This window comes from Sphingomonas bisphenolicum, from assembly GCF_024349785.1.
GTDB classification, from domain to species: domain Bacteria; phylum Pseudomonadota; class Alphaproteobacteria; order Sphingomonadales; family Sphingomonadaceae; genus Sphingobium; species Sphingobium bisphenolicum.
Genome location: NZ_AP018817.1, coordinates 2,908,265 through 2,933,763, shown reverse-complemented (window position 1 = coordinate 2,933,763; position 25,499 = coordinate 2,908,265). Strand labels below are relative to the sequence as shown.

Genomic DNA, 25,499 nt, shown 5'->3' with positions numbered 1-25,499 from the left:
TTCCTTACGACCCCAGCTTGCCGAGTATTTCGACATGGCTGCGAACTACCGGGACAATTTCGGAAGCCGCCTGCTTCAACGGAGCAACTTCGCCGGAAGCGGCATAGCCTTGATGCAGCGCCAGCGCCTCCTGATGCGCACTCTTCTGAGCAGCGAGATATGCTGCATCCACACTGTCGGCAGATGCTGCCTTGATGCGGTCGAGCATGGACTGCTGATCCGGCATCAACATAGGCGGCTGGACTGTGAGCTTCGCCTGCGACGCCGCAGCCTTCAGCTTTGCGGTCGAGCCTTGATGCTGTTTTACCATCATTTGGGCGAAGTCGCGGATCTTGAAATTTCGCGTTTTTTCAAGGACGGCTTTCGACGATTCAATCTCGAACAGGTCGCCTGCGCCGGCCAGCGTCAGATAATCGGGAGCGCTTTGCGGTGAGACGGTAGGCGTCGATGTTGCCGGCGCCATCGCGCTGTCCGATGCAGCGGCATTCGACGTGGCGGGATCGCCGGCCCGGGCAGCGCCCGGCTTGTCGTCGCAGGCCGTAAGCAACAGCGCTGGCACTATGCTTATGGTGAAGAATTTGCTGTATGACATCTTCTATCTCCTCATGCCGCCTGCGCTAGGTCCATACCCGGTTTCAGGACGATCTTCGTCACTTCATTCTGCTTGTCGTGGAACAGCTTGTAGCCCTCGGCCGCCTGCTCGAGCGGCATGCGGTGGCTGATCAGGAAGGTCGTATCGATCTTCTCTTCCATGATCGCGTTCAGGAGCGCAGGCATATAATGCTGCACATGGGTCTGACCGGTCTTGAGCGTCAGCCCCTTCTCCATGAAAGCACCCAGCGGAAATTTATCGGCGAAGCCGCCATAGACCGCCGGCATCGAAACACGTCCGCCCTTGCGGCATGCAAGGATCGCCTGGCGGATCGAATGGGTGCGGTCGGTGCCGGTGAAGGTGGATACCTTGATCTGGTCCCAGACATTGTCGGCAAAGAAGCCATGCGCCTCGAGACCGACAGAATCGATACAGGCGTCAGGACCGATGCCGCCGGTCATTTCCATCAGCGCATCATAGGTTTTGGATTCTTCGAAATTGATGGTTTCAGCGCCAAATTTACGCGCCAGCTCCAGCCGATGCGGGAAATGGTCGATGGCGATGACGCGCTCCGCGCCCATCAGGAACGCGGATTGCACGGCAAACAGGCCGACCGGGCCGCAACCCCAGACCGCGACTGTATCGCCGGGCTCGATCTGCGCATTCTCGGCTGCCATCCAGCCGGTTGGCAGGATGTCGGACAGGAACAGCACTTTATCGTCCTCAATGCCGTTCGGGATCACGATCGGCCCGACGTCAGAAAAGGGGACGCGCACATATTCCGCCTGGCCCCCGGCATAGCCGCCGGTCATGTGACTGTAGCCAAACAAGCCGGACATGGGCTGACCATAGGCGGCCTGGGCAATATCCTGATTGTCGGCAGGCAGCCCATTGTCGCAGGCCGAATATTGATGCTTGGTGCAATGGAAGCAGGAACCGCAGGCGATAGTAAACGGCACCACGACCCGCTGACCTTTTATCAGCGTCGATTTGGGGCCGGTTTCGACGACCTCGCCCATGAACTCATGACCCAAAATGTCGCCGGCCTGCATCGTTGGAATATAGCCGTCGTAAAGATGGAGGTCCGATCCGCAGATGGCAGTCGAAGTGATCTTGATGATCGCGTCGCGTGGATTGAGGATTTCCGGATCGTCTACCGTGTCGACGCGAACGTCGTGCTTCCCGTGCCATGTCAAAGCGCGCATCAGTCCATCTCCTCGGCAAATTGTGCTTGGGTGCGGGTGCCGGTCGCGATCTCGCCGGTTTCCATCAGTTGCTTGAACCGGCGCAGGTCGCGTCGGGCCTGGATTGCGGGTTCGCGCTGGAAGAGCTTCGCGACCAGCTTGCCGATGATGCCGCCCGGCGGATCATAAAGAATGGTCGCCGTCACCCAGGTGCCACGGTCGCCGGGCGCGTCGCGGAAATCGATGCGACCACTATTGGGCACGTCCGCACCATCTTCCGAAGCCCAGGCTATGACTTCGCCGGGTATGTCCTGCGTGATCGCAGCGACCCATTCGACCGTCGTGCCAGCAGGCGCCTTCACCACCCAATGATAGCGGTTTTCGCCCAGAGCCTCGATCCGTTCGACATTTTCCATGAAGGTCGGGAGATTTTCGAGCGCGCGCCAGTAGTCATATAGCTCCTGGCGCGTCCGATTGATGGTGACGGTCTTGCCCGACAGGCTATCACCCTTGGCCTCCACGAGGGAGAGGGTCGCATCCTCGATCCTGTCGGCATGCTTGGATGTGCTCAGCGGCGCGTCATCACGCGCCGACGTCCTGCTGTCGTCCACGTCTATCTCCTTGTCTGGATGCTGTGGTCAACCACGGCGCTTCCAGGCCGTTCCACCGCTTCTGGCCGAAACGCTCAAAAGCGGCGCGCCACTAATCTGTGTAAGTCATCTTGCCCGGCTTAGGCCTCGCTTGCACTGAACTATCATCTGCTAACCATGAGGCGGTCGCGGGTTTACCTCAGGCGCCTCGACGAGAGGCATATCCTCAGGTTCGATTGTAGTGGGATGGCCACTCTCGCCCGAAGTCGACGGGCCTCGATCGGTTTGCGCTGAAAAGGCGTTGCCGGATGCTGGAAGCAGTGCGCCCGCCTGCTCGTCCAGCTGGCGCGCTACCCAGATATCAATTATGGCTGCGCCCCCGACAAAAGCGACAGCGCCCCACAGCGCAGGCCGCTTTGGCGACCTGATCATAGCCAGGCCCAGGGCGCCCAGATCAAGCGCATCCCCCAACACGCGGTTCCACATCCGGGCGGAATGCGCGGGAGCTGCCAGCAGAGCGGCGCCGGCGACGACCTCACGAACGCCGAAGACGCGGAGCACGGCTCGGACTGGCCGATCATTCTGTCCAAGAAGGTTGGCGATGCGCCTGGTAGCAAAGAGCTCCGCCGCTCCAAGGCCTATGGAAAAAATGCCGAGTCCCTGGCTCAATTGCACAGGCTTCATGACGTGGATCTCCGGAAATATGCCTTGCTCGACCAGGTCGTCCGATGTGGTGTGGACAACATGGCGGGTTAGCAGCGGACTTCAGAAACTACGGCCGGACGCCACAAGCGTCCGGCCGGACTGATCAGGCCGCAGCGTCAGCGGCCTTCTCATTCGCCATCTGCTCCGCAAGCGCACTGAGCGCTTCATCAGTGGCGCTCTCTTCCGCAAGCGTCGCTTCAAGCAGGGACACTGCGTCGGTCAGGCCCAGCATCTGCGCCCAGCGACGCAACGTGCCGTACCGCGCGATCTCATAATGTTCGACGGCCTGGGCCGCGGACACCAGCCCGGCGTCAAGCGCGGAGGTGCCCTTATAGTCAGAGGCGATTTCGTCGCCTTCCTCTAATATGCCATCGATCGCCGGACAGGTCTTGCCGCGGGCGCGCTTGCCGATGATGTCGAAAACCTTTTCCAGCCGCTCAACTTGTCCTTCGGTCTCATCATAATGTTTTTCGAAAGCCGCCTTGAGTTCGGGCAACTGCGCCGCGCGGGCCATCTTGGTAAGGCCTTTGAGGATCTTCTTCTCCGCATAGAAGATATCGCGAAGCGTATCGTGGAAAAGGTCGTCGAGTGTCTTGTCAGCCATGATGAAATCCTTTTCTGATAGGGTGAAAAGATGCTCAGCCGCGTTTCGATGGGCTTGGGTGAGCATTGTCGGGTGCTTCGTCATTGCGCGCCCTGATGGGTCGCTCCACACTTCGGGGGCTGCCGGGACCAAGCGGAGGCCGATCGTCGGTGCCCTCCGCGGGATCCTGCTCGGCATGTTCGGTTTTCCGCGTCATCGGTCCTGGCCTCCTCGCAAATCCAGCGCACATAGGCGCGGCATCAAGACAATGCTCGATCCGGCCAGGTTGCTGCGGAGGTGGAGTCACATATGTTAGGCCTATGCCGCTTTATGAGGACGCTTGCTGCAGAAGGTCTCAGTTTGCGGTTTCAGTCACGCTGTTGGAACGGTGTGGAACGGGTTATTCGACCACCTCATCCGCGTGAAAAGCAGCGACTTGGCGCAGCAAATCCGGGTCGGGGATCCGAAGCCATCGTCCATCAAGCTCAATCTGGCCGCGGGTACGCATGCCCTGAATGGTCCGGTTCACATGCACGGATGTAAGACCGGTCAGGTCGGCAATTTCGGTCTGGGTGAGGTTGAAAGCGCATTGCTGGCCATATGCGAAACCGGCGCGACGCATCCGCTCATAAATTTCGAGAAACAGATAGGCTATTCGCTCACCTGCGGAACGACGGCCCAAAGTCAGGAGCCAGCGGCGCTGGCGCCTCTCGATAACGGACAACGCTCGCCAGAATTCACGCCTTTCGGCATCATCGCCATCGATCAGCCGGTTGGACAGGGGCGACGCTTTTATGGCGGTAAGCGTCAGAACCTCCTCGGGCTCATCCGATCCTGTCACCCAGCGCGGGTCGCAGATATCCCCTGGCAGATACAGAGTGATGATCTGTCGACGTCCGTCCGGCAGCAAGGCGTAATGGCAGGCCCACCCCTCCTGGATCCGGAATAACGCCCCTTGCTCCTTTCGGATGATCTGGTGCGGCTTAAATAAAGCTACCGGGCGCGCGGTCTCGAATTGAACAGACATGATATTCCCCTGTTCCCCGACAGGGCCTTTGTGGATGATCTATATGAGAGCGCACTGATGTATGTTGGGAAGGCCTCGATATTGCGATGGATAGCCGCATTGTTCCGACCGGCCCCTTCGATGCGGCGATAGCAAAGTAGATTAGCGCCACGTTCTGTTGTCCGGAACCTAGGCCAGAGTGCTGCCTTCTTTCTTCAGCTTGAACAGGAAAGGAAGGTTTCATGGCTTCGGAAAAGCACGCACCGAATGATCGCGACCTCAAGCCATCCTCAGCGCGCAAGGATGATAAGAACGAGAAGAAGAAGAAGGATGACATGGACAAGGGCGACAACGGCAACCCGCTGGCGCCCCCCGTCAATGTCGAGCCGGGCAGTTGATCGATGGGCACGCATGAGGGCGGATCCGACCTTGATCCTGCGGCCATCCCGGCCGACAGCAAATATGTCTGTATCGATCGCTCCGATGAAACGGACTATTGGCGGAGTCATTTTGGAGCCAGTCGAGACGAACTTGAGCAGGCAGTGGAAGCGGTCGGTCATGGGTATGCTGCGGTAGCTGCCTACCTCAATCAGGACCGCAACAACCATTGAATGTCTCGTAAGGTCTTCAGCCCAGGGCGATATCGAGACAGAGCATGACGGCAAGGCCGGCCAGCAATGCTGCGTGCGCTTGCTGGCCTTCGTCAGCCAGTTCAGGCGCGATCTGCTCCATCACGACACTTAGCATCGCACCTGCCGCCAGGCATAGAGCGAGCGGCAGCACCAGGACGAACTCATGGACCAGGAGCGCGCCAAGGAAGCCAAAGACAGGTTCGACCAGTCCCGACAGAAGCGCACCAATAAAGGCGACCAGGGGCCGGTACCGCATCGAAAGCACACTTGCCACAGCCAGTCCCTCGGGGATATTCTGGATGCCGATACCAAGAGCGGTAGCGAAGCCCTGTCCGCCCGCGTCCCGCGCATAGCTCACGCCTACGGCCAGACCTTCAGGCGCATTATGCAGCGTGATCGCGACCACGAGCATCCAGATCCGGTGCCCGACACGATCGACTTCAGCCCCATGCGTGAAGCTCTCTATCGAATAGCGACCAATCAGCATCATGAATATGCCGCCCGTTAGCACCACGCCAGCGCCGTTATGGCTGCCGACCATGACCCGGCGCCTTGTCGGTTTAAGATGTCGATGGCTGGCACGATAAGAGAAAAAAAGGACGCGGCGAGCATGACGCCCGCCGCAAATCCCAGCATGCTTGCCTGATAGCGGGTAGCGCTGCGGCCTATTCCGAGGATGGGAAGACCGCCGAGCGCAGTGGCTCCGCCCGCCAGAAGACTTGCGATCGTTCCTGCAAGGATTTGCGATTGGCCCCCAGTCAATGGCTGGCCTGCTCCCCTTCACTGCGCAGAGCAAGAAACTTCTCGACAATGAGCGGCAAGGTTTCGTCCAGGAAGGCTACCATCGCAAGCTCCTCACGGAGGCTTTCCTCTAATTTGGGGATCGCTGCTTCAAAGCCCCCTGTCTTGGCCATGGCGATCAGCGCCTTGTAGGCAGCCGCCTCGTAATTTTCGAAAGCATAGTTGGCGAGGCTGTTCTTGATGATCTCGTCGGGCGCGAGCGCATGAGAGAGGGCTGCGACGCTGCCGCCCAGCTTCAACGCTGCATCTTTCAGCGCCGAGGGACTTTCCCCAAAGTTGTCCAATATCGATTCCAGCCTTTCGATCTGGCGTTCGGTTTCCCCCCTGTGGATGCGAAGTCGAGCTTCGACCTCGGCATATTGTGCGAGATGTTCGATCTGTCGGTCCATGATGCCCAGTGCCTGGTGCTCGACGGCATGTGCATCTCGCAGGCCGACGATAAACATATGGCGGACGGTATCTTCGTTCATGTGCTTTCCTCCTCGAAGATGGATCAGAGCGGGCTTTTGGCCTGGGCCTGCGCTTTCGCATCGGCCATGTCCGCCGCGCCGCCGAGATCCTCGTCGCTGAGCTTGCCGGCACCTGGTCCTGCACCCAGGTCGGCTCCGGTGACGGGACTTAGCGTAGGGTCACTTTGGAGACGTCCGGTCATGGCGGCATAGTCGGCCATCTGCTGGTCGCCCAGGGAGACGGACGCTTGCCCGTCACCACCATCCAGTGGAATATTGCCCTCAACATCCTCGAGGCGATCCCACTGCTCGCCGTCATTCCACGGACCACTTGTGTCCCCTTCGCCCTGCGACGCGTTGACATAGAGGCTGGCGTAAGGGGTGAGGCCCGGCAGCTTTCCGGGCGGAAAATTGTCCTTGATCGAATAGAGCGCTTTCTCGAAGCTTTTCTGATGCGCGATCTCGCGCGTCATCAGGAAGCCCAGCGCGTCCTTGATTCCCGGATCGTCGGAAATATTGATTAGCCGCTCATAGACGATCTTTGCACGGCTTTCGGCTGCAATATTGGAGCGCAGGTCGCATGTGGGATCGCCTCTGCTGTCGATATAGGCCGCCGTCCAGGGCACGCCTGAACTGTTGGTAAGCGAGGGGCCGCCGCCATAAAGAAGCGATTGGGTGTGGCTGTTGCCGCCTGCGTTGAGCGAAAGGTAGAGGTCGGCTTCTTCCATCGAGGCTTCTGAGAGATTGCTCTTGGCGCCCTTGTTCAGCATGGCGACAATCGATCCGATCACCTCGAGGTGGCTCAGTTCCTCTGTGGCGATATCGAGCAGCATGTCCTTTCGGCCGGGATCGTCCTCGGCCAGACCTTGCGTGAAATAGCGCATGGCTGCTGCAAGTTCGCCATCTGGCCCGCCAAATTGTTCGAGCAGCAGCGACGCCAGTGCAGGATTGGGCTCGGCAACCCGTACGGTATATTGCAGCCTTTTATTATGCATGAACATGGTAGGGCTCTCCTGTGAGACGGGGGGAAGGCAATTGGGATATTTCGTTTCAGAGCGCCTGAGTGGGACCGCTCTTGTCTGGCACGTGGCGGACTGAAGAAAGCAGAGCAATTAAGGGTCCTGCAACGCTCCCCAATGCCAATGCGACAATGACAAGAGCTGGGGTTGGAAGCATCCCGACCACCTGCGAAATGAGGATCACGAGTGCCAGCAATAGGCCGGTCGCCATGATCGACACGCCAACCAGCAATTGTGCCCGGTTCTTTCGAAAACTCATGACGGCTCCTTGATCGCTTGCGAGAGAAAGCACGCGACCATGAAAACGTGTCCGGCAAAAGCGCGTGCTAGATAACCCAGTTTAACGAACGGTCCGTCACATTGAGGCCTGATCTGCGCGGAGTACGCAACTCCGGGACCAAGATTCACATGGATCAGCTTTATGTAGCTTTCGCGATCGTCGAACAGCGCTGCAGACGTTCCTGTAAGGGGGAAATGGATAGGGAACTTACGTTCCGCCAACCGACGAAACGGATCCGAGATGAGCTTTGGAAAGAAATATGCCTATGCGTGGATCACCATTGCCTTCTTCGCGCTGTCGATCGCCGGTCACTGGATATTCGGCTGGTATGCCTATGTGAACGACGCCCAGAGCCATGGTGAGCAAGTCGCATTATCACCCTATCTGGTTGAAATGGGACGAGACACATTCGAAAACTGGCAGTCCGAATTTCTCCAGCTTCTCTGGCAGGTGGTGGGGCTGGCCTATTTTCTTTATGTGGGCTCGCCGGCGTCGAAGGAGAATGACGATCGCCTCGAGGCAAAGATCGATGCGCTTATCCGCTTCAAAGCGGGAGAGGACGCGGAACAGCTAATCGCCGATATCGATGCGCGCTATCTGCGCGGACATGGTCATGCCAAGCCGCATCAGTTCGACAATGAGGACGCGCAGTCCAAGCCATGAGGGCGAACAGGCACCTCGTCGCTGGGTCAGGCCGGCGTTCCTTCGTCAGGGAAGAACCTTCCAGCCGGTGGGACGCAGCCTTTTTGCAAATATCCGCGCCGTTTAGGCAACATGATGCGTTGTACAGGGCGTACGCTCGAATGGGACGAGGCATGGCAACTGCGGCAAATGAAAACTGGCCATTTTCTAGGGCAGACATGGCGAGATATATACGCGAACGCGACTGGTCCGAGACCAGTCTTGGGCCCGCTGGTCATTGGCCTGCGCTCTTGCGTTCAACGGTAGAAATGTTGCTCAGCCATGGCTTTCCCATGATCATTTTATGGGGCCGGGATCTGCTTCAGATTTACAATGATGGTTACGCTGACCTCATGGTCGATAAGCACCCTTCAGGCCTTGGCATATCCAATCAGATTTGCTGGCCGGAAGTCTGGCACATCAACGAGTTGATTTATGGGCGCGTCTTTGCGGGCGAAACCGTCACGATCGAAAACGGCCTGTATCCTTTGGTTCGCCATGGCGTTCGACAGAACATTTGGCTCAGCCTGACCTACAGCCCGATTATAGAGGCGGACGGTTCCGTAGCCGGTGTTCTGGTCACGATCGTCGATACGACCCGACGCATGCTAGCCGAAGCGGCGCTGGAAGAGCGCGGCAAGCAACTCAATCTGGTGGTGGCCGAATTACAGCACCGTGTGCGTAACATTCTTACGGTCGTGCGATCGATATTCTCGCGAAGCGTCGAGACCGGAACAGCTTTTGAGGAGATCGCCGATCATTTCAGAGGTCGGCTCGACGCGCTGGCCCGCGTGCAGGTGATCGTCACGCAGAGCGCGGACGGAACCGCCGATTTCGAGAACCTCCTACGCGACGAGCTGGTCAGCGTCGGCGTTCAGGAAGGACCCAATCTCGAGATCAACGGCCCGGATGTGCGACTACCGTCCGATATGTTCGAGACCATGGGCCTGGCAATCCATGAACTGACGACAAATGCCGTTAAATATGGAGCGTTCAAGGTCGAGACTGGAAAGCTGTCGGTGACGTGGCAGATCGAACGCAACGGTCACGCAGCGCCAATACTGTCTTTTCTTTGGAGGGAGGAAGGGGTGCCGGCCATAGATATGGCGCCCCGCCATGAAGGCTTTGGACGTGAACTGATCGAGGAGGCCATTCCCTATCGGTTAGGTGGATCAGCCCGCCTCGAATTCCTCCCAGGAGGCGTCCAATGTTCGATCATCGTGCCTTTACCTGACGGGAACCGAAGGAAGCAGCCTTTATCGGAGCACCTGTCATGAAGGACGTGTTGGAAAACAAAAATATCCTGATCGTCGAGGACGAATATTTCATCGCGTCCGACTTAAAGAAGGCTCTTGCGGCCGAGGGCGCTCACATCATCGGCCCGGTTGGCGACTTGGTCGGCGGCTTGCGTCTGGCAGAGAGTGGAAACTTGGACGTTGCAATTCTGGACGTCAATCTAGCCGGTAGCAACTCCTATCCACTGGCGGACAGTCTCGCGGACCGCAATACGCCGTACATATTTCTGACCGGCTATGATGGTTGGTCGATGCCGGAAGAATATCGGAACATACCGCGTATCTCGAAACCTTTCTGCGTGACGCAGGTCGTCCAGATAATTGAGGGCCTGCTTGAGAGGAGGGGCGCATGAACGGCGCCGCACCTGCAGCAAGCGACATCATACACGGCGCTTTCGTGCGGTTGAATGCGCTCGCCCCCCTTGACCAAACCGCCATGTCCGCCCTGAATGCAGCTGTGGCCAGGGCAAGGACGGTTTCAGCGAGAACTGAATTTCAGACTGAAGGAGAGGTCGCACCGCGCGTTACGCTCATTTTGAACGGGTGGGCAGCCCGCACGCGCGTGATGGAAGACGGGCGGCGTCAGATCATCAATTTTCTTTTACCTGGCGATCTCATCTTTACGCAGGCGGCAGATCAATTGGCTGTGGCCAATCTTACCGCAGTTACGGACCTTGTTATTTGTGATGGTCCCGACCCCGACGTCTCTCCAAGCTTGGCTGCAGCCTACACGACCAGCCGATATATAGAAAAATCCTTTCTTTACGGGCAGGTGTCGCGGCTTGGTCGGCTTACTGCCCAGGAGAGGGTCGCGGATGTCCTCCTTGAATTGCTGGAGCGTCATGAGATGGCCGGCCTTGCACAAGCTGGAAAATTTGCCATTCCCGTCACGCAGGAAATGTTAGCAGATGCGGTTGGCCTTACGCCTGTCCATGTGAACCGCGTGCTCCAGTCGGCACGCCAAGCAGGAATGCTGACATGGAAGGGCGGGATGATTGAACTTCATGGCTGGAGCACATTGCGTCGCAAATGCGGCCATCAACGGTTGCGCGCGTCCTCCTTCTATCGCGGTGACCGTTCGTCGCATTCGAATGGACATGAGCGTGCGGAATCCCCGACGCCCTGAAGCAGGAGTGCATCATGACAAATGCCCATCGTACAAAAAGGGATATGCCGACCCGACGAACGCGCAATCCCAATCTATCGACGGAGAACCAGCCTGAAGGCGCAGCGCGCCAACCAAGCGACACTCTTGACCGCGAACCCGACCGTGATCCGATCAGCGGCGGGGCAATCCCTTCGAATTATGATCCTGCCGCCATGACGCGCAAGGGCGAGCAGGATGATAGCCGAGCCGCTCAGGACGCCGTGGGTCGCGCCAGCCGAGAGCTTGAGCGCAAGAATGACTGATATTGATGTGGGGCGGCCGGATGGTCAAGATGCAGAGACGCTGTCGCCAATCTTGCCCGACGATATCGAGAAGGCGGCCGCCGACGTTCTTGCAGAAGCATGCCGCCTCGGTCTGAAGCTGACGACAGCAGAAAGCTGTACCGGCGGACTCCTGGCGTCTCTACTCACCGATATCGAAGGCGCGAGTCACGCTTTTGATCGCGGTTTCATTGTATATAGCGATGAGGCCAAATGCGAACTGCTCGGCGTCCGCCATCATCAAATTGATGAATGCGGCGCTGTCAGCCAGGACGTCGCCATCGCCATGGCCGAGGGAGCGCTCTCCCATTCTCTAGCGGACATCGCCATAGCGATCACCGGCTATGCCAGCGCAGCGCCTGAAGGTGAGGAGGCCGGCCTGGTTCATTTTGCAACCGCCTGTCGCGGCGGGCAATCGGTTCATGCGGAGAGACATCTCGGCGACATCGGCCGTGGCGCAGCGCGGATCAGTTCTTTACGGACGGCGCTGGAGATGATGCGCCGAGCCGTTGCACGAAACTGCGTGCCGCTTCCTGCCGAAGGAGATTGGCCTGCAGCATCTGCCGAGACCGGCGGGAACCACGTTCCGTGAGTATTTCTCGCGGACCTGGAGATCCCGTGCTCGTGCTTCCTGCGGGTTTTCGTGTAGGTGACTTTCTCTATTTGGCGGACGACGACCAAGAGGCTGAAGCGGTATCGGGGGCGCCTGTTGCCCTTCTGCCCGGCGACCCCGCCCTTTTTTGCGCAAAGGCGATGCGGTCGACATCGGGGGGATTTGCGGCACAGATGGACTCCATTGGTTATATCGCTGACATGCCGGTGGCTGCCTCATTGACATCTTTCCGGCGGGTGCCGGACTTCCGCGCGGATCGACGGCGCGGATGGGCAAATCGTCAATATTTGTCGCAATGATCTTGCGACCCCACTGGCAGACGATGCCTGCCACGCACTTGAGATCGGCCGCGCAATGGAGCCTGACCAATGTCCGCCCACACCAATATCTTTGATTGCCTGGTGATCGGTGCTGGACCTGCCGGTCTCACCGCGGCGCTCTACCTTGCGCGTTTCCATTTGCGCGTCGAGATCGTCGACGCCGGTAATAGTCGAGCGTCGCTCATCCCGCGTACACGCAATCATGCAGGCTATCCTGGGGGTATTTCCGGCAAAGAGTTGTTGCGCCTCATGCGCCAGCAGGTAGCCGAGTTTGGCGCGACGGTACGTTCGGGGCTAGTGGAGACGATTGAGCGGGAAGGGGATCTTTTTGTAGCTCGCATCGGCGACGAGACGTTGCGTACGCATAGCATCCTCCTTGCTACCGGCGTCGTAAACAATCCGCCCGATATGGCGCCGGAAGTTCATGATGAAGCGCTCGCGCGCGGGTTGCTTCGCTATTGCCCGATCTGCGATGGCTACGAGGTCACCGACAGGCGTATCGGAGTTATCGGTTCGCAGGCTCACGGTCATAATGAGGCCCTGTTCCTGCGCATGTATTCAAAAGACGTCACCCTAATCGCCGCGGATGGCGGCCATGATTTGAGCATAGTGGAGCAGGCACGGCTCCACGAGGCAGGCATTATTGCGCAGGACGGCCCAACCGCGTCTCTGGAAATCGATGGAGAGACAATAGTCGTTCCTGTGGCCGGAGATAAATTTTACTTCGATACCGTTTATCCCGCGCTTGGATCGGTCATTTGTTCGGAGCTTGCCGTGATGCTCGGCGCAGAGACTACCGATGAGGGCTGCATCATCGTTGACGCCCATCAGCGTACAAGTGTAGCTGGGCTCTATGCCGCAGGTGATGTAGTCAGGGGCCTGGATCAGATCAGCCATGCGATGGGTGAAGCTGGGGTCGCCGCGACTACGATACGCAATGATCTCTCGCGCAAAAGGCTGTTGTTGCGTTAAAAATTAGCGCCGCCTGACCATCAAAATTCGTCAGATGTGGGATGCACAGCAAATCTATTCACCGAAGCGGGATCATAATAGGCTTTGGCGCGCCGCTGGCCGCAAGATCGGATCAGCATATTTCTGCCAGTGCGGCTTTACTCCGGACCTTCAGGCGATTGGGTCATCGCCGCTGCCGCGGCGGCAATCAGACTTTTTCCAGTGCCCACGGCCGCCTCTGGGGTCAGGGTGACCGCTACGCCGGCGGGACCGTCAAGAATGACAAGTCCCTCTTCGGCGCTGGCAATGCCTGGCGACGTTTGTGCGATCGTAGGGTTTATAGCGTCTGTCATCGGAGGGCCTTTGATTCTGAGAGCAGGGGCGGGAGCCGTTCTGCACGTGTCGGCTTGACGCCAAGTCTGTCTTTCAGAAAGCGATCGGCGAACTTGGCGTGCCCAATGGCGGCATCAGCAGAGCGAATGCGCATCGACCAAACGGACGAACTCTGCGCATGTTGCTTGCCGGTCCGGCAAATCGTGATGACGCAGGTTAAGTCTGCGCTTCAAACACCCAATGTCGCGGCGAACCGGTCGATCGCCGATCCTATGTCGGGCATGATCAATCCACGCTCGCTGGTAAGGGGCGCATACTGCGGACGCTGTGCAACCCAATCCATGCTATCGGCTGGCCTCGCATCGATCGAGGTAAGCGGAAATCCCATCCTTTTTCCGAGCGCGCTGGCAAAATCGAACCAGGAAAGGGCGCCTTCGCTCACGAGATGCCACAGGCCCGTTTCGTCGTCGATGATAAGATCGAGCGTCGCACGCACCAGATCGGGGACATAGGTGGGCGAAACGATGATATCGCTGGCCGCCGCGAACGGCAGGCCTTCGCGCAGGGCATCGACGCAATGGATCGCAAAATTCTGCCGGTCATAAGGTGAGAAGAAAGCAGCGGTTCGGATGACGAGTGTCCGTCCGCCAATCTCCTCAAGCGCAGCGTCGCCTTGAGCCTTGCTGCGCCCATATACATTCAGCGGCGCTGGAGCGTCGCTCTCGACATAGGCGCGACCAGCAAAACCGTCGAAAACCAGATCGCTGGAAAAACCGGTATAATGAATGTCGCGATCGCGGCAGGCTTTGGCCAAAGCGACACTACCCCTGACATTAACTGCTAAACAGTCCTCTGCCCGCTGTTCGGCTTCATCGACACGCACCCAGCCTGCGCAGTTGATGACCGCCCAGGGAGAAAGATTGTCCAATGCGCTATGAATGGATGCAAAATCATTGAGGTTCAGCAACTCCCGCCCGGTCAGCACATAGTCTATGCCCCGGAGGTGGCACGCGCCCGCAAATGCTTGACCGAGCGTCCCGGTCGCTCCTGTGATGAGCAACGGCCGCGAAGGCGTCGATAGCAGCGGGTCATGCCGGCGCCACCATCCGCGACGCGAAAGCACCGGGTGATCAGGGGCCAAGCCAGCAGCAAGCTGTCGCATGAGCGGGACAAGGGCGGTTTCTCGGGGGCGGGCTCCCCGGATATCATACACCCCACTTTCATAATGGCCTGCAGGAGATGTGAGCAAGCTGTCCCAATCCTGCGCACCAAGCAGGCTCCAGGCCGTGACAGCTTCGATCGGGATGCCTTCGCGGCGCAATCCTTTCGCAGTTGTCCATGCCTCCCAAAGCCATCGCATTTGCTCCTCGCGCGTGCAGCCATTGTGGATTTCGGTAAATGCTATCGGAATGCCGTAGCGGTCCCAGCAGGCTCTGGCTGCGCCTGCCAGCCCTGGCGGGTCTTCGACCACACGAACTGCCTCCACATCGGCGAGCGGCCCCGCGCCGCTGTCGCCATGGCTGGCTGGCGGGTACAGCTCAAGCCGATGATCGAGGAAGCGATCGCTCGTCAGATAGTGATTGAGCCCCAATATATCAGGCCGGCACGGCGTCTGTGCGATCGCTTGCAGCCGATCGCCCAGACCGCAGGCTGCAACATGTTCCCAGAGACTATGGCTTGGCACGAAGCGGCCTGTCAGCATGTCCCAGGACGCCCAGCGTCGCTTATTGTCGAACGCGGCCTGGGCGCCGCGCTGCGGTGTGGCGTCGCTATGTCCCAGATCTTCGGTCTGGATCAGTCGGGCATTGGGGACGATTGCGCGAATTTCCATCATCGCCCATCGGATCGCGTCGATCTGGTTGACAAGGGCAAGCCAGAAGCTGCTTTCGTCCCGCTCATGAGGATACCAATGCCCATAAAGTGCGGCAAAGCGCGCCGTCGTGAGCGGCTCGTTGACGGGCGTCCAGTCGCGGACCCATGGATAGCGAATAGCCGCAGCCTGCGCATGCGCGGCGAGCCCGGATGCAAAATCGGGGGCCAGAAGATCGGTGCCGGTTGGACCGCTGCCATGGTGAATGAGACCAATGATCGGCTGCACGCCAAGACGCCGCAGCCGATCCAGCCGTTCGTCATGCCAGGCCCAGAGCGCACCAGGGTCGGCGGACCGCGCGAAGCTTTCCCATAAAAGCGGATAGCGCAAAGCGGTGATGCCCAATGCCGCGAAGCGATCGAGATCGTCTGCACGGCTATTGTGCCCGCTCAGAACCGCCTGGTCGAGATAGGCATCGCCAGTTCGACTGATCGTGCATTCGACCCCGCCCCAAAGAGTTGGCTGCATTAATGGAAGAGGCAGATTGATAGGCCATCCTGTCATAATAGTAACCCAGGCGGGGATCACCCCTGGTGGCTTGACATCATAAGCGCGTCCGCACGGATGCGGCGCAATAATCTTATAAACACGGGTTAAGTTACGCCTTTTTTGTGGATCGTCCGCACTAATTGCTCGTTCATCCTGCTCTGAGCACTCACTCCAATCTAGAAAGTCTAGCCTGATGACGCTGGTCTGTTTCTCCCATCTCCGGTGGGACTTCGTGTTCCAGCGCCCTCAGCATCTGATGTCCCGGCTCGCGGCGAAATGGCCCGTTCTGTTCTGGGAAGAGCCCGTAGGCGGCGCAGGAGAGGCATGGCTTGAACTGCGCGAGCAGGGCCCGAATATCCTTGTGGCGGTTCCGCATCTTCCCGACGGTCTCGACGATCAGGCGCGGGACGCGGCACTCAAACAGTTACTTGACACCCAACTAGCGAAGGCCCCGGCCTCGCTCATTCGGTGGTACTACACACCGATGATGCTGCGTTTCTCGCGCCATCTGGACGCTGACTGCACAGTCTACGACTGCATGGACGAACTCGCCAACTTTCGCTTTGCACCCACGCAGCTTGCCGATCTTGAGGTCGAACTGTTCGATGCGGCAGACCTTGTTTTCACCGGCGGGCATAGCCTCTACGAGGCGAAGCGGACCCGCCACCCGTCGGTCCACGCTTTCCCATCGAGCGTCGACGTCGCTCATTTCGGCCGCGCACGCGGGCAGCGGCAGCCGCTTGCGGCGCGTTCGGCGCCGCGCCTCGGCTTTTATGGCGTCATCGACGAACGCATGGATCTTGATCTGCTCGCCGCGCTCGCGGACGCCCGGCCTGACTGGTCGCTCATCATGGTGGGACCGGTGATCAAGATCGATCCGGCTGAACTTCCCATGCGACCCAATATCGATTGGCTGGGTGGCAAGCGCTATGAGGAATTGCCTCAGATCGTCGCCAACTGGGACGTCGCTTTGATGCCCTTTGCGATCAACGATTCAACGCGCTTTATTTCACCTACCAAGACCCCTGAATATCTCGCGGCCGGGCTGCCGGTGGTTTCCACACCGATTACTGACGTCGCGCTCAATTATGGCGCCCTTACCGGCGTGGAAATTGCAGGCGACGCAGGAGCTTTTGTCCAGGCGTGCGAGCGCGCCATCATATCGAGCCGGCAGGACCAGGACGCCGGCTGGCGCGCGCAAGCTGATGCGGCGCTTTCAGATCAGTCGTGGGAGAAGGTCGTAGACGCAATGACGCTCCTCATCGATGACGTCCTGGTCGCCCGTGTGCCGATGAGCAGCGTCTATTACGACTATCTGGTCGTAGGTGCTGGCTTTGCTGGCGCTGTTATGGCCGAGCGCCTTGCTCGCGACAGCGGCAAACGGGTTCTGGTGATCGACCGTCGCGACCATATCGGGGGCAATGCCTTTGACCATCATGACGAGGCGGGCATTCTTGTGCACCGTTATGGACCACACATATTTCACACCAACAGCCAGGATATCGTGGAGTATCTGTCGCGCTTCACGCAGTGGCGTCCCTATGAGCATCGCGTGCTGGCCGATATCGGCGGCGTGAAGGTACCCATGCCGATCAACCGCACGACCCTCAATCGACTTTACGATCTGGAACTCAACACTGACGAAGAGGCCGAGGCCTATCTTGCCGACCGCGCCGAACCGGTTTCGCCGATCAAAACTTCTGCGGACGTCGTGATCACAAAGGTAGGCCGCGAGCTCTATGAGACTTTTTTTCGCGGCTATACCCGCAAACAGTGGGGCATGGATCCTTCCGAGCTCGACAAGTCCGTGACCGCGCGGGTGCCGACCCGCGTGAACACGGACGATCGCTACTTCACCGACAGCTTCCAGGCGATGCCTGCACAGGGCTATACGGCAATGTTCGCGGCGATGCTGGACCATGATCTCATCGAGGTTGAACTCGGCGTGGACTTTGAGGAGGTTCGCGACCGGATCGACTTCGGCACGCTCGTCTTCACCGGACCGATCGACGAATATTTCGGGCATTGTTATGGTAAGCTGCCCTATCGCTCACTCGATTTCCGGCATGAAACGCTGGACCAGGAGTGGCTGCAGGATGTCGCTGTGGTCAATTACCCCTCGGAAGCCGTGCCATACACGCGGGTTACTGAATATAAACATCTGACCGGACAGAGGGCCAGGCAGACCAGCGTCACCTATGAATATCCCTGCGCGGAAGGTGATCCCTACTATCCCATTCCCCGCCCGGAAAATGAAGCGTTGTTTAAACGCTATGAGGCGCTTGCGCTCGCCACGTCTGACGTACTGTTCGTCGGCCGCCTTGCGACCTACCGCTATTATAATATGGACCAGGTTGTTGGTCAGGCGCTGGCGACCTACCGCCGGCACGCGACCCGCCTGGCAGCAGCGGTAAAGGACGAGGCGGCCATCGCGGCAGAATAGGATCAAAAACGGGGCCGGCTTGTCGCCGGCCCCTGGATGGCTCAGGACGGTGCATCAGCGCCGACATAGCGGGCATATTCTTCGGCATAGCGTTTCGTCATCAGCGTTTGGTCCTCAACAGGAGTCGTCTCCTTGAGATCCAGAAACCAGTTACCCTCTTCGGCATACATGTGATGCTTGACCGCACCCTCGATATGCTCGAGCTTGTCGATGAAATCCTTGCTCATCGGATCGAGTTTCTCGAGCAGCGCCATCTGCACCTTGACCATCGCCTGCTCGTCATAGCCAATGCCGGCATGCGCCTTTTCGCCGCCTTGGGCGAGCGCGGGGTAGATGATTGCTTCCTCTGCGATCGCATGGCCGGTCAGCAGCACGCCCAGCAACTTTGTCGCAACAGTGCGCGACGCCACGTCGGTTGTCGCCTTGACGTCGGCAAACGCATCTTCAAGGTCTATATGATGTTGCAATATCTGGTCCAGCCAGTCTCCCGGCATGGCCGCGTTAGTTGCCTTGGTACGCGCCTCCAGGCGGGCCTCCGCACTTTCAGGCGGCGTGACAGCGGCTATGAAGCGGTCGATGATCGACATGGGCAAGTCTCCTGATCGGGATAAACCGGCAAACCTTCGGTATCTTGGGAACAACCGGACGCCCATCGCCCTGTTCCCAAGGAATGTCCCAAAGCAACATAGGTTAATGCGATTGTCAGTTGAGGCGCCAGATTACCCCCACAATCATGATAGCGCAGATTAATCTGGCCATCGGCAAGGCATCCGCGCGCTCACCTAAGGGTCCTGATTGCGATCTCACGCCCCCGCCGCCGGATCCTTATCGAGGCTGTGCGCGTCGCTACGCCCGGAATGCGCCGAATTGGGTACAGGAAAGGTAACTGACTGATTCGCCGGCGACGTTAAGGAGGCGTTGATGATACCAATCCTCTGTTCTTCCGACGAGGGGGCAAGGTCTGGGCGTCGAAAGCAGGTGACGACACCGCCTTAACGTAAGAAATCATGTTCTTATGCGTTTTACCAGAGGATCCCTACGCCGAATCATTTGCAAACGCACGGTCTGGATCGTGTAGATGCTGATCGATCATATGGCCTCCTTTTGTCTCGTAGACTGACATGACCGTGCTGCGAATGGCACATAAGTAGTCCAAACCCGACATGACGTCTGGAACCACCTTGATCTGACGCCATACAGCGTCTCCATCTTTGCAATATATTGTGATCTCCGCTGTTAGCATCGAACCTCCATTTTCACGGATATAGACGAATCCTACCGCTCTCGCCGGGAAGTGACATAACCATGGGGATGACAATGACCTCGCTAGAGAGCTGTAGTTATTATGGGCTTATCTTGCGCATTTTCTATTTACATAAGTCAAACATTGATCACATTTCCGACGATCGAGATGGCGTCGCGAATAAATGAAACCCAGATTTAATGTAGGTTATCCCTGAATGATCTGGCACTTAACCGGACATAGGGGGGGTGTTCCTGGCGCTTATATGAACCAGGCAATTTTTCAGGGTAACTGTCGCCAATGTTGACACCATCTCCCCGACCAAGCGTTAGCGATAGAATGCAGAGCCTCTCCATCTTCGCCAACCATCGCATCGCGCTGGTCCTCAGTGGCGGTAATGCGCTCGGCGCCTTCCAGGCTGGGGCATGGTGTGCCCTCGAGGATCATGGCGTGGCGCCAGACTGGATCGCCGGCGCATCTGTCGGCGCGGTCAACGGGGCGATCATCGGCGGCAATCCGCCCGATCGACGCCGTGCCGCGCTCGAGACGTTGTGGCGGCCTGCTGGCGACAGTACCAACCCGACGCTCGACTTCAAACCCGCCGAGGAAGCACGCCGCACACAATCAGCGCTCGCCTCGCTGGCACTGGGCCAGCCAGGCATGTTTAGTCCGCGCACGCTTTACGGGCCGTGGTTCAACCCATTCGGCAACTCCGAGCCCTCCAGCCTTTACGATGCACTCCCGCTAGAGACGACCCTAGAAACGCTGATCGACTTCGGGCGGCTCAACACGGGCGGCACCCGCTATTTCGCGACCGCAGTCGACATCGAGAGCGGCGAGGATGTGGTTTTTGACAGTTCAAGCGTTTCGATAGGCGCCCAGCATATCCGAGCCAGCACAGCGCTGCTTCCGGTTTATTCGCCGGTGCAGATTGGAGGGCGCTTGCTCGGCGATGCCGGTATTTCGATCAACCTGCCACTCGACGCGGTTTTGGCCCAACCGCAGGACCGACCACTGCTCTGCATCGCGATCGACCTGCTGCCCTTGCGAGCGCGGCGCCCGCAGACGCTAGGGGAGACGGCTACCCGCGCACAGGATTTGATGTTCGCGACCCAGAGCCGCCGCGCGATCGCTGCATGGCAGGCGCTGTTCGCCGAACGCACGCGTCATGGTGATGCCGCATCAGTCACGCTGCTGCATCTGAGCTACGCGGACCAGACAGATGAGGTCAGTCTCAAGGCGTTCGACTTTTCCCCCAGATCGGTGGCGCGGCGTTGGCAGGCGGGATTCGATACAGTCCATCGGGCATTGAGCCAGCTCGAGATCACGGGGCTTCCGCCGGGTCAGCCGGGGCTGCATGTGCTTGCCACTAGCGACGAGAGCCAGCTCGCGCCTGTTCATTGGCCACTTGCTCCGGTTGTCGGCTAATGCCCCGCCTGTAGCGACGCGGGCACGAACAGGCTTTACGCTTTAGGTTATTGAGCCATTCGTCGGTTGTAAGGTCGGAGGTGGCCGAGGTCTGCGCGCCCATGCTTTGCGCCATGATTTCCTAAGCCCACTGCCCGCGTTTTTCATTCTCCGCAGCGACGCCATCCCGCGGCACCCAAGGATCATAGTCGCGCATATGGGCGTCCGCCGCCGTGAACAGGACGCATATGTCCGTTGCGATCCCGCTCAGAACCAGCCTGCTGACGCCAATCTGCGGCAAAAGGACCGACAGGTTCGTCGCGTAGAAGCCGGTAAATTGCGGCTTGATGATGAAATAATCGCTCGGTCCTGGCTTCAGCAATTCAGTGACCGCATTGAGCTTTTCCAGCGCACGGGCGACAAGGCTGGAAGGTTCTGCATGCCACTCGCCAAAATTGTCGTTCACGTAGATGACCGGCCAACCGCGATCATGAAACTCGCCGCGCAACCTGTGGATGTGTCGCGCCGCTGCCAAGGCTGATGGTTCGAGATCCTCAGCGCCTTCGAAATCGAAGCAGTTGACCATGTCCAGAATGAGCAGACCTGGCCTGTGACTCAGCGACGCGGGTTTGGTCGACCCCTCCATGGGTGTTTCAGCCATAGGTCAAAAAGATCATGGCGATCCGCATTGTAAGGACCGCCACAAGCCTATCCTTTCGCGATTTTGGCGGCTTCCGCGTCCAGCCAAATGCGCAATAGTCCTTCTGGCATGCTGCGCGAGTTCGATCCGCTGGACCCCGCCTCAGGTTCTAACTGGATTGGGAGCCCGATGAATCCGTCGCACCCATTTTATGTTATTCGGCACCGTCACTCTTCTTGAATGTCGAATTTCGGTCGAAGGGGCCATTCTTCAGATCGGTTGAAAATCGGCCGCTTTTGAGCAATGAACTTTGCTCGATAGACGTTATAGGAGCTGTTAAGTCAGCTGTTCCCCGGGCGCTGTCAGCCTCGCTGAGATACTTGTTCCGCAGCCCATTCGGCCCAAGGACTTCTTCTGCCAGGCGTTTGGAGAATGCTTCCGTAGGATTAGCTGATCTAGCGGCTGATCGCTCGGCATTAGCCAGAGCTTGGCGTACGTCGAAATTCATAACGTTGAGCTGGGCGCTTGCGATTTCGCTGGTCAATCCTGCCTCCTGGGTCGAAATGCCCAGCGAGCCGCCAGTTTGACCGAACGCTGCTCCACTTCGTCTGGGTTTGTTGGTCTGGCCTTTTGCACCGGTCCCCCCTGACACTTCTCCGTTCACCGATATTTGAAATGCATTCTGATCCTGCGCGGTCCTCGCGATAGCACGTTCCCACCCGGTCTGTGCCACAACAGCCTGTACGTCGCGCTGCAGCGTGTCTGCAACCTGTGGCTTCAAGCGCCAGTTGCCCTTCCGGTCCATCTCGAAGCTGCCGCGCAACCAATTGGCCATTGCCGCCTTGCCTTCGTCACCCCCGCCCATGAAATTTTCGATTGTGTCTGGACCTGCCTGTTTGCCGGCCTCGAACCTCGTGCTGGTGTCGTTTCGAGCCGATTTCTCGAACCCTGCGCTACTTGAGACGAGAAGGTCATTGTGGGCGAGGCTGAAGCGGGCATGGCCGCCATTGGCGACAGCACCGAGTTGGCTCTCATTGAGAAGCCCAGCCTTCCACATCTGGGCTGCCGTCGCAGGCGTCAGATTAAGGCTGAAATCTCCGTTCTGATCCATGGCAATCTGTCGTTTGGTCATCTCAATGCCGTTGTCCTTGAGCAACGATTGCACGCGGGACAGGCGCTCCTTGTCGACGATGCCGGTGATCCTGGAATTGCGCGCGCGGTCAGCTATGCCGTCAGCGCCGCCCTCGGCCATGTCGACCTGGTTTCCTGCCCCATCCGACAGCGCTCGGATGAAGCTGTCGAGGCGGGCTGCCTGACGCGTCGACATGCCGGCGGCGGCAGCACCTTCCGCAAAGCCGAAATTCTCCGATTGCCTGCGCTGCTCTCCGATCCTGGCGGCGCTGCGTGTCCCGTCATGACCGACCTCACGCTGCGCGTCGAGCTTGCCTGACCGCTCGGCAAAGTCATAGCCGGCAGCCTCGCGGGATCGCCCATAGACGCTTGCACCTTCCCGCGACGCCTCCGCGGTTGCCCCATCGGCAGTCCCAACCTCGCTTGAAGCCCTGTAGGTCTCCAGCGCATGCATGACCTGCGCTTCGCTGCGGCCAGTGGCGCGGGAGAGTTGGCTGATGGCAGTAGAGCGCGCTTCGCCGGAGAGGGCGTTGATGAAAGAGATGCGGCGGTTCATTTCATCTACCGGCAGGCCAAGCATCCGGGCTGCGAACCGCTGTCCCTCGTTGCCGCCCGTACGCCGCGCCTGTTCGGTCGCGACATTGTCGCGCTCGACGGCAGCAATCCGGTCGCCGGCATAGTCGCGCCGTCCTTCCATTGCACCGACCTGCGTCTGCGCGGCGGTGAGTTCGTTTTTGAGCATTTCACCTTGAGAGAAGCTGTTGGCGATGAGCTTCGCGAAGGTCGGATCGGCTTGCGCCTGCGCAATCACACCGCTGGCTTTGAGCGCCGCATCTTGTGGAGAATAACCCGCACGCTCGAAATGCCGGCTCGCGCTCTGCATCATCATGTCATAGGCGCGCGTGTCGCCAAAGGCGCGCCATTGGACAAGATTCTGGGTGAAGGCGGCAAAAGCCTTCTCGCCGCCCTGACCTGCGCCGAAGTGATCTGTCCCAAGTTTCCGAAGTGCATCCTTCTCCGCGAAATTGTGGATGGCGCCCGTCGCGGCCGCTGCCTGGAACGCGCCTTTGACCGATGGATCGGCGAGGTCGCGGCCGGCGAGCGCTGGTGCGAGACCACCCAGTTCGCGGCCAGCGTCGATCCCGCCCAGACCTAGCGCGGCTTGGCCAGGAACGCCCCCGTGCGCGCCCTCGACGGCGCCGGCGGCGCCGAAGCTGCGCGTTGCTCCAAAGCTAGAGCGGGCGCCAAAGTCGCCGAATGAGGAAGCGGCACCGCGGCGAGTGCTGGTGCCGGCGGCAGATGCCTGGGCTTCCAGCGCTGACGCATAGCCTTCCGATGTTGAGACCGTCGCCGCAGCGGAGGAGGCCTGCGCCGTGACGCCTAGCGATCCGCCTGTGAAGGACGAGAAGACATTGCCCGAGAAGCGGAACACCGTGAACACGAAGGCGCCGGCAAGACCGGCGCCTGCCGTGCGGAAGCTGCCGAATATGGCGAGCGCTTTCATGGCGGAGGAGGGGGCCAGCATCCAGGCGTTGGCGGCCAGATGATTGGCCCGCATCTCGGCCAGCGTCGCGGTTGCCCGTCCAAGGGTCAACTGGTAGATGCCGGCGTCGATCACGCCCCACAGCGCCACGAAGACGAAAAGCCCAAGCGCAAAGCTCGCGACCCGCAGGTTGATGGGCGTCAGGATGAAGAGGAGCGCGACCGGGACCATGAAGAGCATGATGCCGAAGACAACAGCGCGGATCGTTGGAAACCATTCGTTGGCGGTCGACATGGTCGCAAGACCGCTCGAAATGACGGCCCGGTTCGCCATCACGCGCGAGGCGGTCGCCGGGCTATCCTCGAAGAGGACATCGCCTACGCTATTGCCGAGCAGGATATTGGTGAGGAAGGCCTGGGCAGTGAGGGGCGTGCCCATCATCATGTCGCCCATTTCGCCTAGATTGCTGCGACAGCGCGCGAGCTGGTCTGCCTTTGCGACATCATAGCCGGTGCGGGCGCAGACCTGCGCCGAATAGCTTTCGAAGATGGCAGGGTCTGACAGGCGATCGGCGATGTGCTCCCAGGCTTCCTGACAGCTGACCGTCGTGCCGCCCTTGTCCGACGTTGTGAAGACAGTGCTAAACGTCGATGGCCCGGCCATGGCGGCGAACGCGGACGGAAGGTCGGTGCTGGCGTGGAAGAGCTGGTCATCATCGACGCCATAGGCCGGCGACACGCGGGCGACCGGATAGCATTGGCGGACATAGTCCTTGACCGTCGCATCGAGGAAATTGTCGGTCATGGGGCCGCGCGGCGAGACAGCGTTCAGGAACAGATCGAAGGCATGACCTCCCGCGCCGAACTCCAGCTTGGCATGGGGATCGAGCGTATTGTCGTCGATCGTCTCGGCCAGCGCCCGTTCCATCATGTTGGTGACGCCCGCCACCAGCACGATGAGGTTGGGAACGTCTCCCACCGGCTGATAGGCATTGCGGACGCGGTCATAGACATGGACTGTGCCGGTGGTTGCGACCAGGCCGACGAACATGCCGATCCCGACCAGCATCTGGAAGCCGAACGCAACAAGTCCCATGCCTGTGCCGCGGACCATGGCAAGCACGGCTCCAAACGCCATGCCGACCACCGCCACGATCAGCACCAGCGTCTCGTAGCGCGGATCGGCAAAGATCATCGAGACGAGGCGAAAGGCATCGACTGTCTCGGCAAAGCCATCATAGCTATGAAAGCTGGCTTCCAGAGCAAGGGCCGGCTCAGCGAGTGCAAGGCTGGTCAGGATCGCAATGAGGCGAACGACAAGGCGCATGGGAA

25 protein-coding genes are annotated in these 25,499 nt (G+C 59.2%); 12 read left to right on the top strand and 13 right to left on the bottom strand.

Annotation, left to right across the window (positions count from 1 at the left end):
- Nucleotides 1-4: 4 nt before the first annotated feature.
- Genes SBA_RS14595 through SBA_RS14585 form a run of 3 tightly spaced genes read right to left on the bottom strand, consistent with a single transcriptional unit; the run spans nt 5 to nt 2,387 of the window.
- Entirely contained in the window at nt 5-592 is a 588-nt protein-coding gene (locus tag SBA_RS14595) for a DUF4142 domain-containing protein (protein ID WP_261934949.1), read from the bottom strand.
- Nucleotides 593-603: 11 nt separating this feature from the next.
- A complete protein-coding gene (locus tag SBA_RS14590) occupies nt 604-1,797 on the bottom strand; it encodes a zinc-dependent alcohol dehydrogenase (protein ID WP_261934948.1) in 1,194 nt (397 codons plus the stop codon).
- Nucleotides 1,797-2,387 (bottom strand): SRPBCC family protein, encoded by a 591-nt coding sequence (locus SBA_RS14585; RefSeq protein ID WP_261934947.1) that lies wholly within the window; start codon nt 2,385-2,387, stop codon nt 1,797-1,799. The genes SBA_RS14590 and SBA_RS14585 overlap by 1 nt, the downstream gene beginning before the upstream one ends.
- 474 nt (nt 2,388-2,861) lie before the next feature.
- Between SBA_RS14585 and SBA_RS14580 the strand changes: the two genes are divergently transcribed.
- Entirely contained in the window at nt 2,862-3,122 is a 261-nt protein-coding gene (locus SBA_RS14580; protein WP_261934946.1) for a hypothetical protein, read from the top strand.
- 52 nt (nt 3,123-3,174) lie between these two features.
- Here SBA_RS14580 and SBA_RS14575 read toward each other — a convergent pair whose 3' ends face one another.
- Both SBA_RS14575 and SBA_RS14570 read right to left on the bottom strand, forming a co-directional pair.
- The gene (locus tag SBA_RS14575) at nt 3,175-3,675 is read right to left on the bottom strand and encodes a YciE/YciF ferroxidase family protein (RefSeq protein ID WP_261934945.1); all 501 of its coding nucleotides are present in this window, start codon (nt 3,673-3,675) and stop codon (nt 3,175-3,177) included.
- Between the two features lie 379 nt (nt 3,676-4,054).
- Nucleotides 4,055-4,681 carry a Crp/Fnr family transcriptional regulator gene (locus tag SBA_RS14570; protein ID WP_261934944.1) on the bottom strand — a complete coding sequence of 209 codons (627 nt, stop codon included), beginning with the start codon at nt 4,679-4,681 and terminating at the stop codon, nt 4,055-4,057.
- A gap of 221 nt (nt 4,682-4,902) precedes the next feature.
- Between SBA_RS14570 and SBA_RS14565 the strand changes: the two genes are divergently transcribed.
- Nucleotides 4,903-5,058 carry a hypothetical protein gene (locus SBA_RS14565; RefSeq protein WP_261934943.1) on the top strand — a complete coding sequence of 52 codons (156 nt, stop codon included), beginning with the start codon at nt 4,903-4,905 and terminating at the stop codon, nt 5,056-5,058.
- Between the two features lie 3 nt (nt 5,059-5,061).
- On the top strand, nt 5,062-5,271 hold the full coding sequence (locus SBA_RS14560; RefSeq protein ID WP_261934942.1) for a DUF3606 domain-containing protein: 210 nt from the start codon (nt 5,062-5,064) through the stop codon (nt 5,269-5,271).
- Between the two features lie 16 nt (nt 5,272-5,287).
- On the opposite strand, the gene SBA_RS14555 is transcribed toward SBA_RS14560, so the two are convergent.
- The 4 genes from SBA_RS14555 to SBA_RS14540 form a co-directional block, all read right to left on the bottom strand.
- Entirely contained in the window at nt 5,288-5,833 is a 546-nt protein-coding gene (locus tag SBA_RS14555; protein WP_261934941.1) for a ZIP family metal transporter, read from the bottom strand.
- Between the two features lie 217 nt (nt 5,834-6,050).
- Nucleotides 6,051-6,563: a YciE/YciF ferroxidase family protein gene (locus SBA_RS14550; protein ID WP_261934940.1), complete on the bottom strand. Its 513-nt coding sequence runs from the start codon at nt 6,561-6,563 to the stop codon at nt 6,051-6,053.
- Between the two features lie 23 nt (nt 6,564-6,586).
- Nucleotides 6,587-7,543 (bottom strand): manganese catalase family protein, encoded by a 957-nt coding sequence (locus SBA_RS14545; RefSeq protein ID WP_261934939.1) that lies wholly within the window; start codon nt 7,541-7,543, stop codon nt 6,587-6,589.
- A 49-nt stretch (nt 7,544-7,592) separates the two neighbouring features.
- Complete coding sequence (locus tag SBA_RS14540) at nt 7,593-7,820, bottom strand: hypothetical protein (RefSeq protein ID WP_261934938.1); 228 nt, start codon at nt 7,818-7,820, stop codon at nt 7,593-7,595.
- Between the two features lie 261 nt (nt 7,821-8,081).
- Here SBA_RS14540 and SBA_RS14535 point away from each other — a divergent pair, with 261 nt between their 5' ends.
- From SBA_RS14535 to SBA_RS14505, 7 genes are all read left to right on the top strand, one after another.
- Nucleotides 8,082-8,504 (top strand): DUF6766 family protein, encoded by a 423-nt coding sequence (locus tag SBA_RS14535; RefSeq protein WP_261934937.1) that lies wholly within the window; start codon nt 8,082-8,084, stop codon nt 8,502-8,504.
- A 152-nt stretch (nt 8,505-8,656) separates the two neighbouring features.
- Entirely contained in the window at nt 8,657-9,799 is a 1,143-nt protein-coding gene (locus tag SBA_RS14530) for a sensor histidine kinase (protein WP_261934936.1), read from the top strand.
- Nucleotides 9,796-10,170, top strand: coding sequence for a response regulator (locus SBA_RS14525; protein ID WP_261934935.1), 375 nt, complete (start codon nt 9,796-9,798; stop codon nt 10,168-10,170). The genes SBA_RS14530 and SBA_RS14525 overlap by 4 nt, the downstream gene beginning before the upstream one ends.
- A complete protein-coding gene (locus tag SBA_RS14520) occupies nt 10,167-10,943 on the top strand; it encodes a Crp/Fnr family transcriptional regulator (RefSeq protein ID WP_261934934.1) in 777 nt (258 codons plus the stop codon). Before SBA_RS14525 ends, SBA_RS14520 begins: the two co-directional genes overlap by 4 nt.
- Before the next feature lie 14 nt (nt 10,944-10,957).
- Nucleotides 10,958-11,227: a hypothetical protein gene (locus SBA_RS14515; protein ID WP_261934933.1), complete on the top strand. Its 270-nt coding sequence runs from the start codon at nt 10,958-10,960 to the stop codon at nt 11,225-11,227.
- The gene (locus SBA_RS14510; protein WP_315975776.1) at nt 11,220-11,837 is read left to right on the top strand and encodes a CinA family protein; all 618 of its coding nucleotides are present in this window, start codon (nt 11,220-11,222) and stop codon (nt 11,835-11,837) included. The genes SBA_RS14515 and SBA_RS14510 overlap by 8 nt, the downstream gene beginning before the upstream one ends.
- A 389-nt stretch (nt 11,838-12,226) precedes the next feature.
- Entirely contained in the window at nt 12,227-13,150 is a 924-nt protein-coding gene (locus SBA_RS14505; RefSeq protein WP_261934932.1) for an NAD(P)/FAD-dependent oxidoreductase, read from the top strand.
- Nucleotides 13,151-13,691: 541 nt separating this feature from the next.
- Here SBA_RS14505 and SBA_RS14495 read toward each other — a convergent pair.
- A complete protein-coding gene (locus tag SBA_RS14495; protein ID WP_261934930.1) occupies nt 13,692-15,800 on the bottom strand; it encodes a sugar nucleotide-binding protein in 2,109 nt (702 codons plus the stop codon).
- A gap of 214 nt (nt 15,801-16,014) precedes the next feature.
- On the opposite strand from SBA_RS14495, the gene glf reads away from it, so the two are divergent.
- Nucleotides 16,015-18,264, top strand: a complete 2,250-nt coding sequence (glf, locus tag SBA_RS14490) for a UDP-galactopyranose mutase (protein WP_261934929.1) — start codon at nt 16,015-16,017, stop codon at nt 18,262-18,264.
- A 41-nt stretch (nt 18,265-18,305) separates the two neighbouring features.
- On the opposite strand, the gene SBA_RS14485 is transcribed toward glf, so the two are convergent.
- Nucleotides 18,306-18,851 (bottom strand): hemerythrin domain-containing protein, encoded by a 546-nt coding sequence (locus tag SBA_RS14485; RefSeq protein ID WP_261934928.1) that lies wholly within the window; start codon nt 18,849-18,851, stop codon nt 18,306-18,308.
- 995 nt (nt 18,852-19,846) lie between these two features.
- Between SBA_RS14485 and SBA_RS14480 the strand changes: the two genes are divergently transcribed.
- Nucleotides 19,847-20,935: a patatin-like phospholipase family protein gene (locus SBA_RS14480; protein ID WP_261934927.1), complete on the top strand. Its 1,089-nt coding sequence runs from the start codon at nt 19,847-19,849 to the stop codon at nt 20,933-20,935.
- 121 nt (nt 20,936-21,056) lie between these two features.
- Here the strand turns inward: SBA_RS14480 and SBA_RS14475 are convergent, their stop codons facing one another.
- Together SBA_RS14475 and SBA_RS14470 are read right to left on the bottom strand one after the other, a co-directional pair.
- On the bottom strand, nt 21,057-21,560 hold the full coding sequence (locus SBA_RS14475) for a cysteine hydrolase family protein (RefSeq protein WP_261934926.1): 504 nt from the start codon (nt 21,558-21,560) through the stop codon (nt 21,057-21,059).
- Between the two features lie 208 nt (nt 21,561-21,768).
- On the bottom strand, nt 21,769-25,494 hold the full coding sequence (locus SBA_RS14470) for a conjugal transfer protein TraG N-terminal domain-containing protein (RefSeq protein ID WP_261934925.1): 3,726 nt from the start codon (nt 25,492-25,494) through the stop codon (nt 21,769-21,771).
- Between the last annotated feature and the right edge of the window lie 5 nt (nt 25,495-25,499).

Coding starts and splice junctions, on each gene's coding strand:
- SBA_RS14595 (WP_261934949.1), bottom strand. CDS start 592: ATGTCATACAGCAAATTCTTCACCATAAGCATAGTGCCAGCGCTGTTG.
- SBA_RS14590 (WP_261934948.1), bottom strand. CDS start 1,797: ATGCGCGCTTTGACATGGCACGGGAAGCACGACGTTCGCGTCGACACG.
- SBA_RS14580 (WP_261934946.1), top strand. CDS start 2,862: ATGCGCGGGAGCTGCCAGCAGAGCGGCGCCGGCGACGACCTCACGAAC.
- SBA_RS14575 (WP_261934945.1), bottom strand. CDS start 3,675: ATGGCTGACAAGACACTCGACGACCTTTTCCACGATACGCTTCGCGAT.
- SBA_RS14570 (WP_261934944.1), bottom strand. CDS start 4,681: ATGTCTGTTCAATTCGAGACCGCGCGCCCGGTAGCTTTATTTAAGCCG.
- SBA_RS14565 (WP_261934943.1), top strand. CDS start 4,903: ATGGCTTCGGAAAAGCACGCACCGAATGATCGCGACCTCAAGCCATCC.
- SBA_RS14560 (WP_261934942.1), top strand. CDS start 5,062: ATGGGCACGCATGAGGGCGGATCCGACCTTGATCCTGCGGCCATCCCG.
- SBA_RS14555 (WP_261934941.1), bottom strand. CDS start 5,833: ATGGTCGGCAGCCATAACGGCGCTGGCGTGGTGCTAACGGGCGGCATA.
- SBA_RS14550 (WP_261934940.1), bottom strand. CDS start 6,563: ATGAACGAAGATACCGTCCGCCATATGTTTATCGTCGGCCTGCGAGAT.
- SBA_RS14545 (WP_261934939.1), bottom strand. CDS start 7,543: ATGTTCATGCATAATAAAAGGCTGCAATATACCGTACGGGTTGCCGAG.
- SBA_RS14540 (WP_261934938.1), bottom strand. CDS start 7,820: ATGAGTTTTCGAAAGAACCGGGCACAATTGCTGGTTGGCGTGTCGATC.
- SBA_RS14535 (WP_261934937.1), top strand. CDS start 8,082: ATGAGCTTTGGAAAGAAATATGCCTATGCGTGGATCACCATTGCCTTC.
- SBA_RS14530 (WP_261934936.1), top strand. CDS start 8,657: ATGGCAACTGCGGCAAATGAAAACTGGCCATTTTCTAGGGCAGACATG.
- SBA_RS14525 (WP_261934935.1), top strand. CDS start 9,796: ATGAAGGACGTGTTGGAAAACAAAAATATCCTGATCGTCGAGGACGAA.
- SBA_RS14520 (WP_261934934.1), top strand. CDS start 10,167: ATGAACGGCGCCGCACCTGCAGCAAGCGACATCATACACGGCGCTTTC.
- SBA_RS14515 (WP_261934933.1), top strand. CDS start 10,958: ATGACAAATGCCCATCGTACAAAAAGGGATATGCCGACCCGACGAACG.
- SBA_RS14510 (WP_315975776.1), top strand. CDS start 11,220: ATGACTGATATTGATGTGGGGCGGCCGGATGGTCAAGATGCAGAGACG.
- SBA_RS14505 (WP_261934932.1), top strand. CDS start 12,227: ATGTCCGCCCACACCAATATCTTTGATTGCCTGGTGATCGGTGCTGGA.
- SBA_RS14495 (WP_261934930.1), bottom strand. CDS start 15,800: ATGCAGCCAACTCTTTGGGGCGGGGTCGAATGCACGATCAGTCGAACT.
- glf (WP_261934929.1), top strand. CDS start 16,015: ATGACGCTGGTCTGTTTCTCCCATCTCCGGTGGGACTTCGTGTTCCAG.
- SBA_RS14485 (WP_261934928.1), bottom strand. CDS start 18,851: ATGTCGATCATCGACCGCTTCATAGCCGCTGTCACGCCGCCTGAAAGT.
- SBA_RS14480 (WP_261934927.1), top strand. CDS start 19,847: ATGCAGAGCCTCTCCATCTTCGCCAACCATCGCATCGCGCTGGTCCTC.
- SBA_RS14475 (WP_261934926.1), bottom strand. CDS start 21,560: ATGGAGGGGTCGACCAAACCCGCGTCGCTGAGTCACAGGCCAGGTCTG.
- SBA_RS14470 (WP_261934925.1), bottom strand. CDS start 25,494: ATGCGCCTTGTCGTTCGCCTCATTGCGATCCTGACCAGCCTTGCACTC.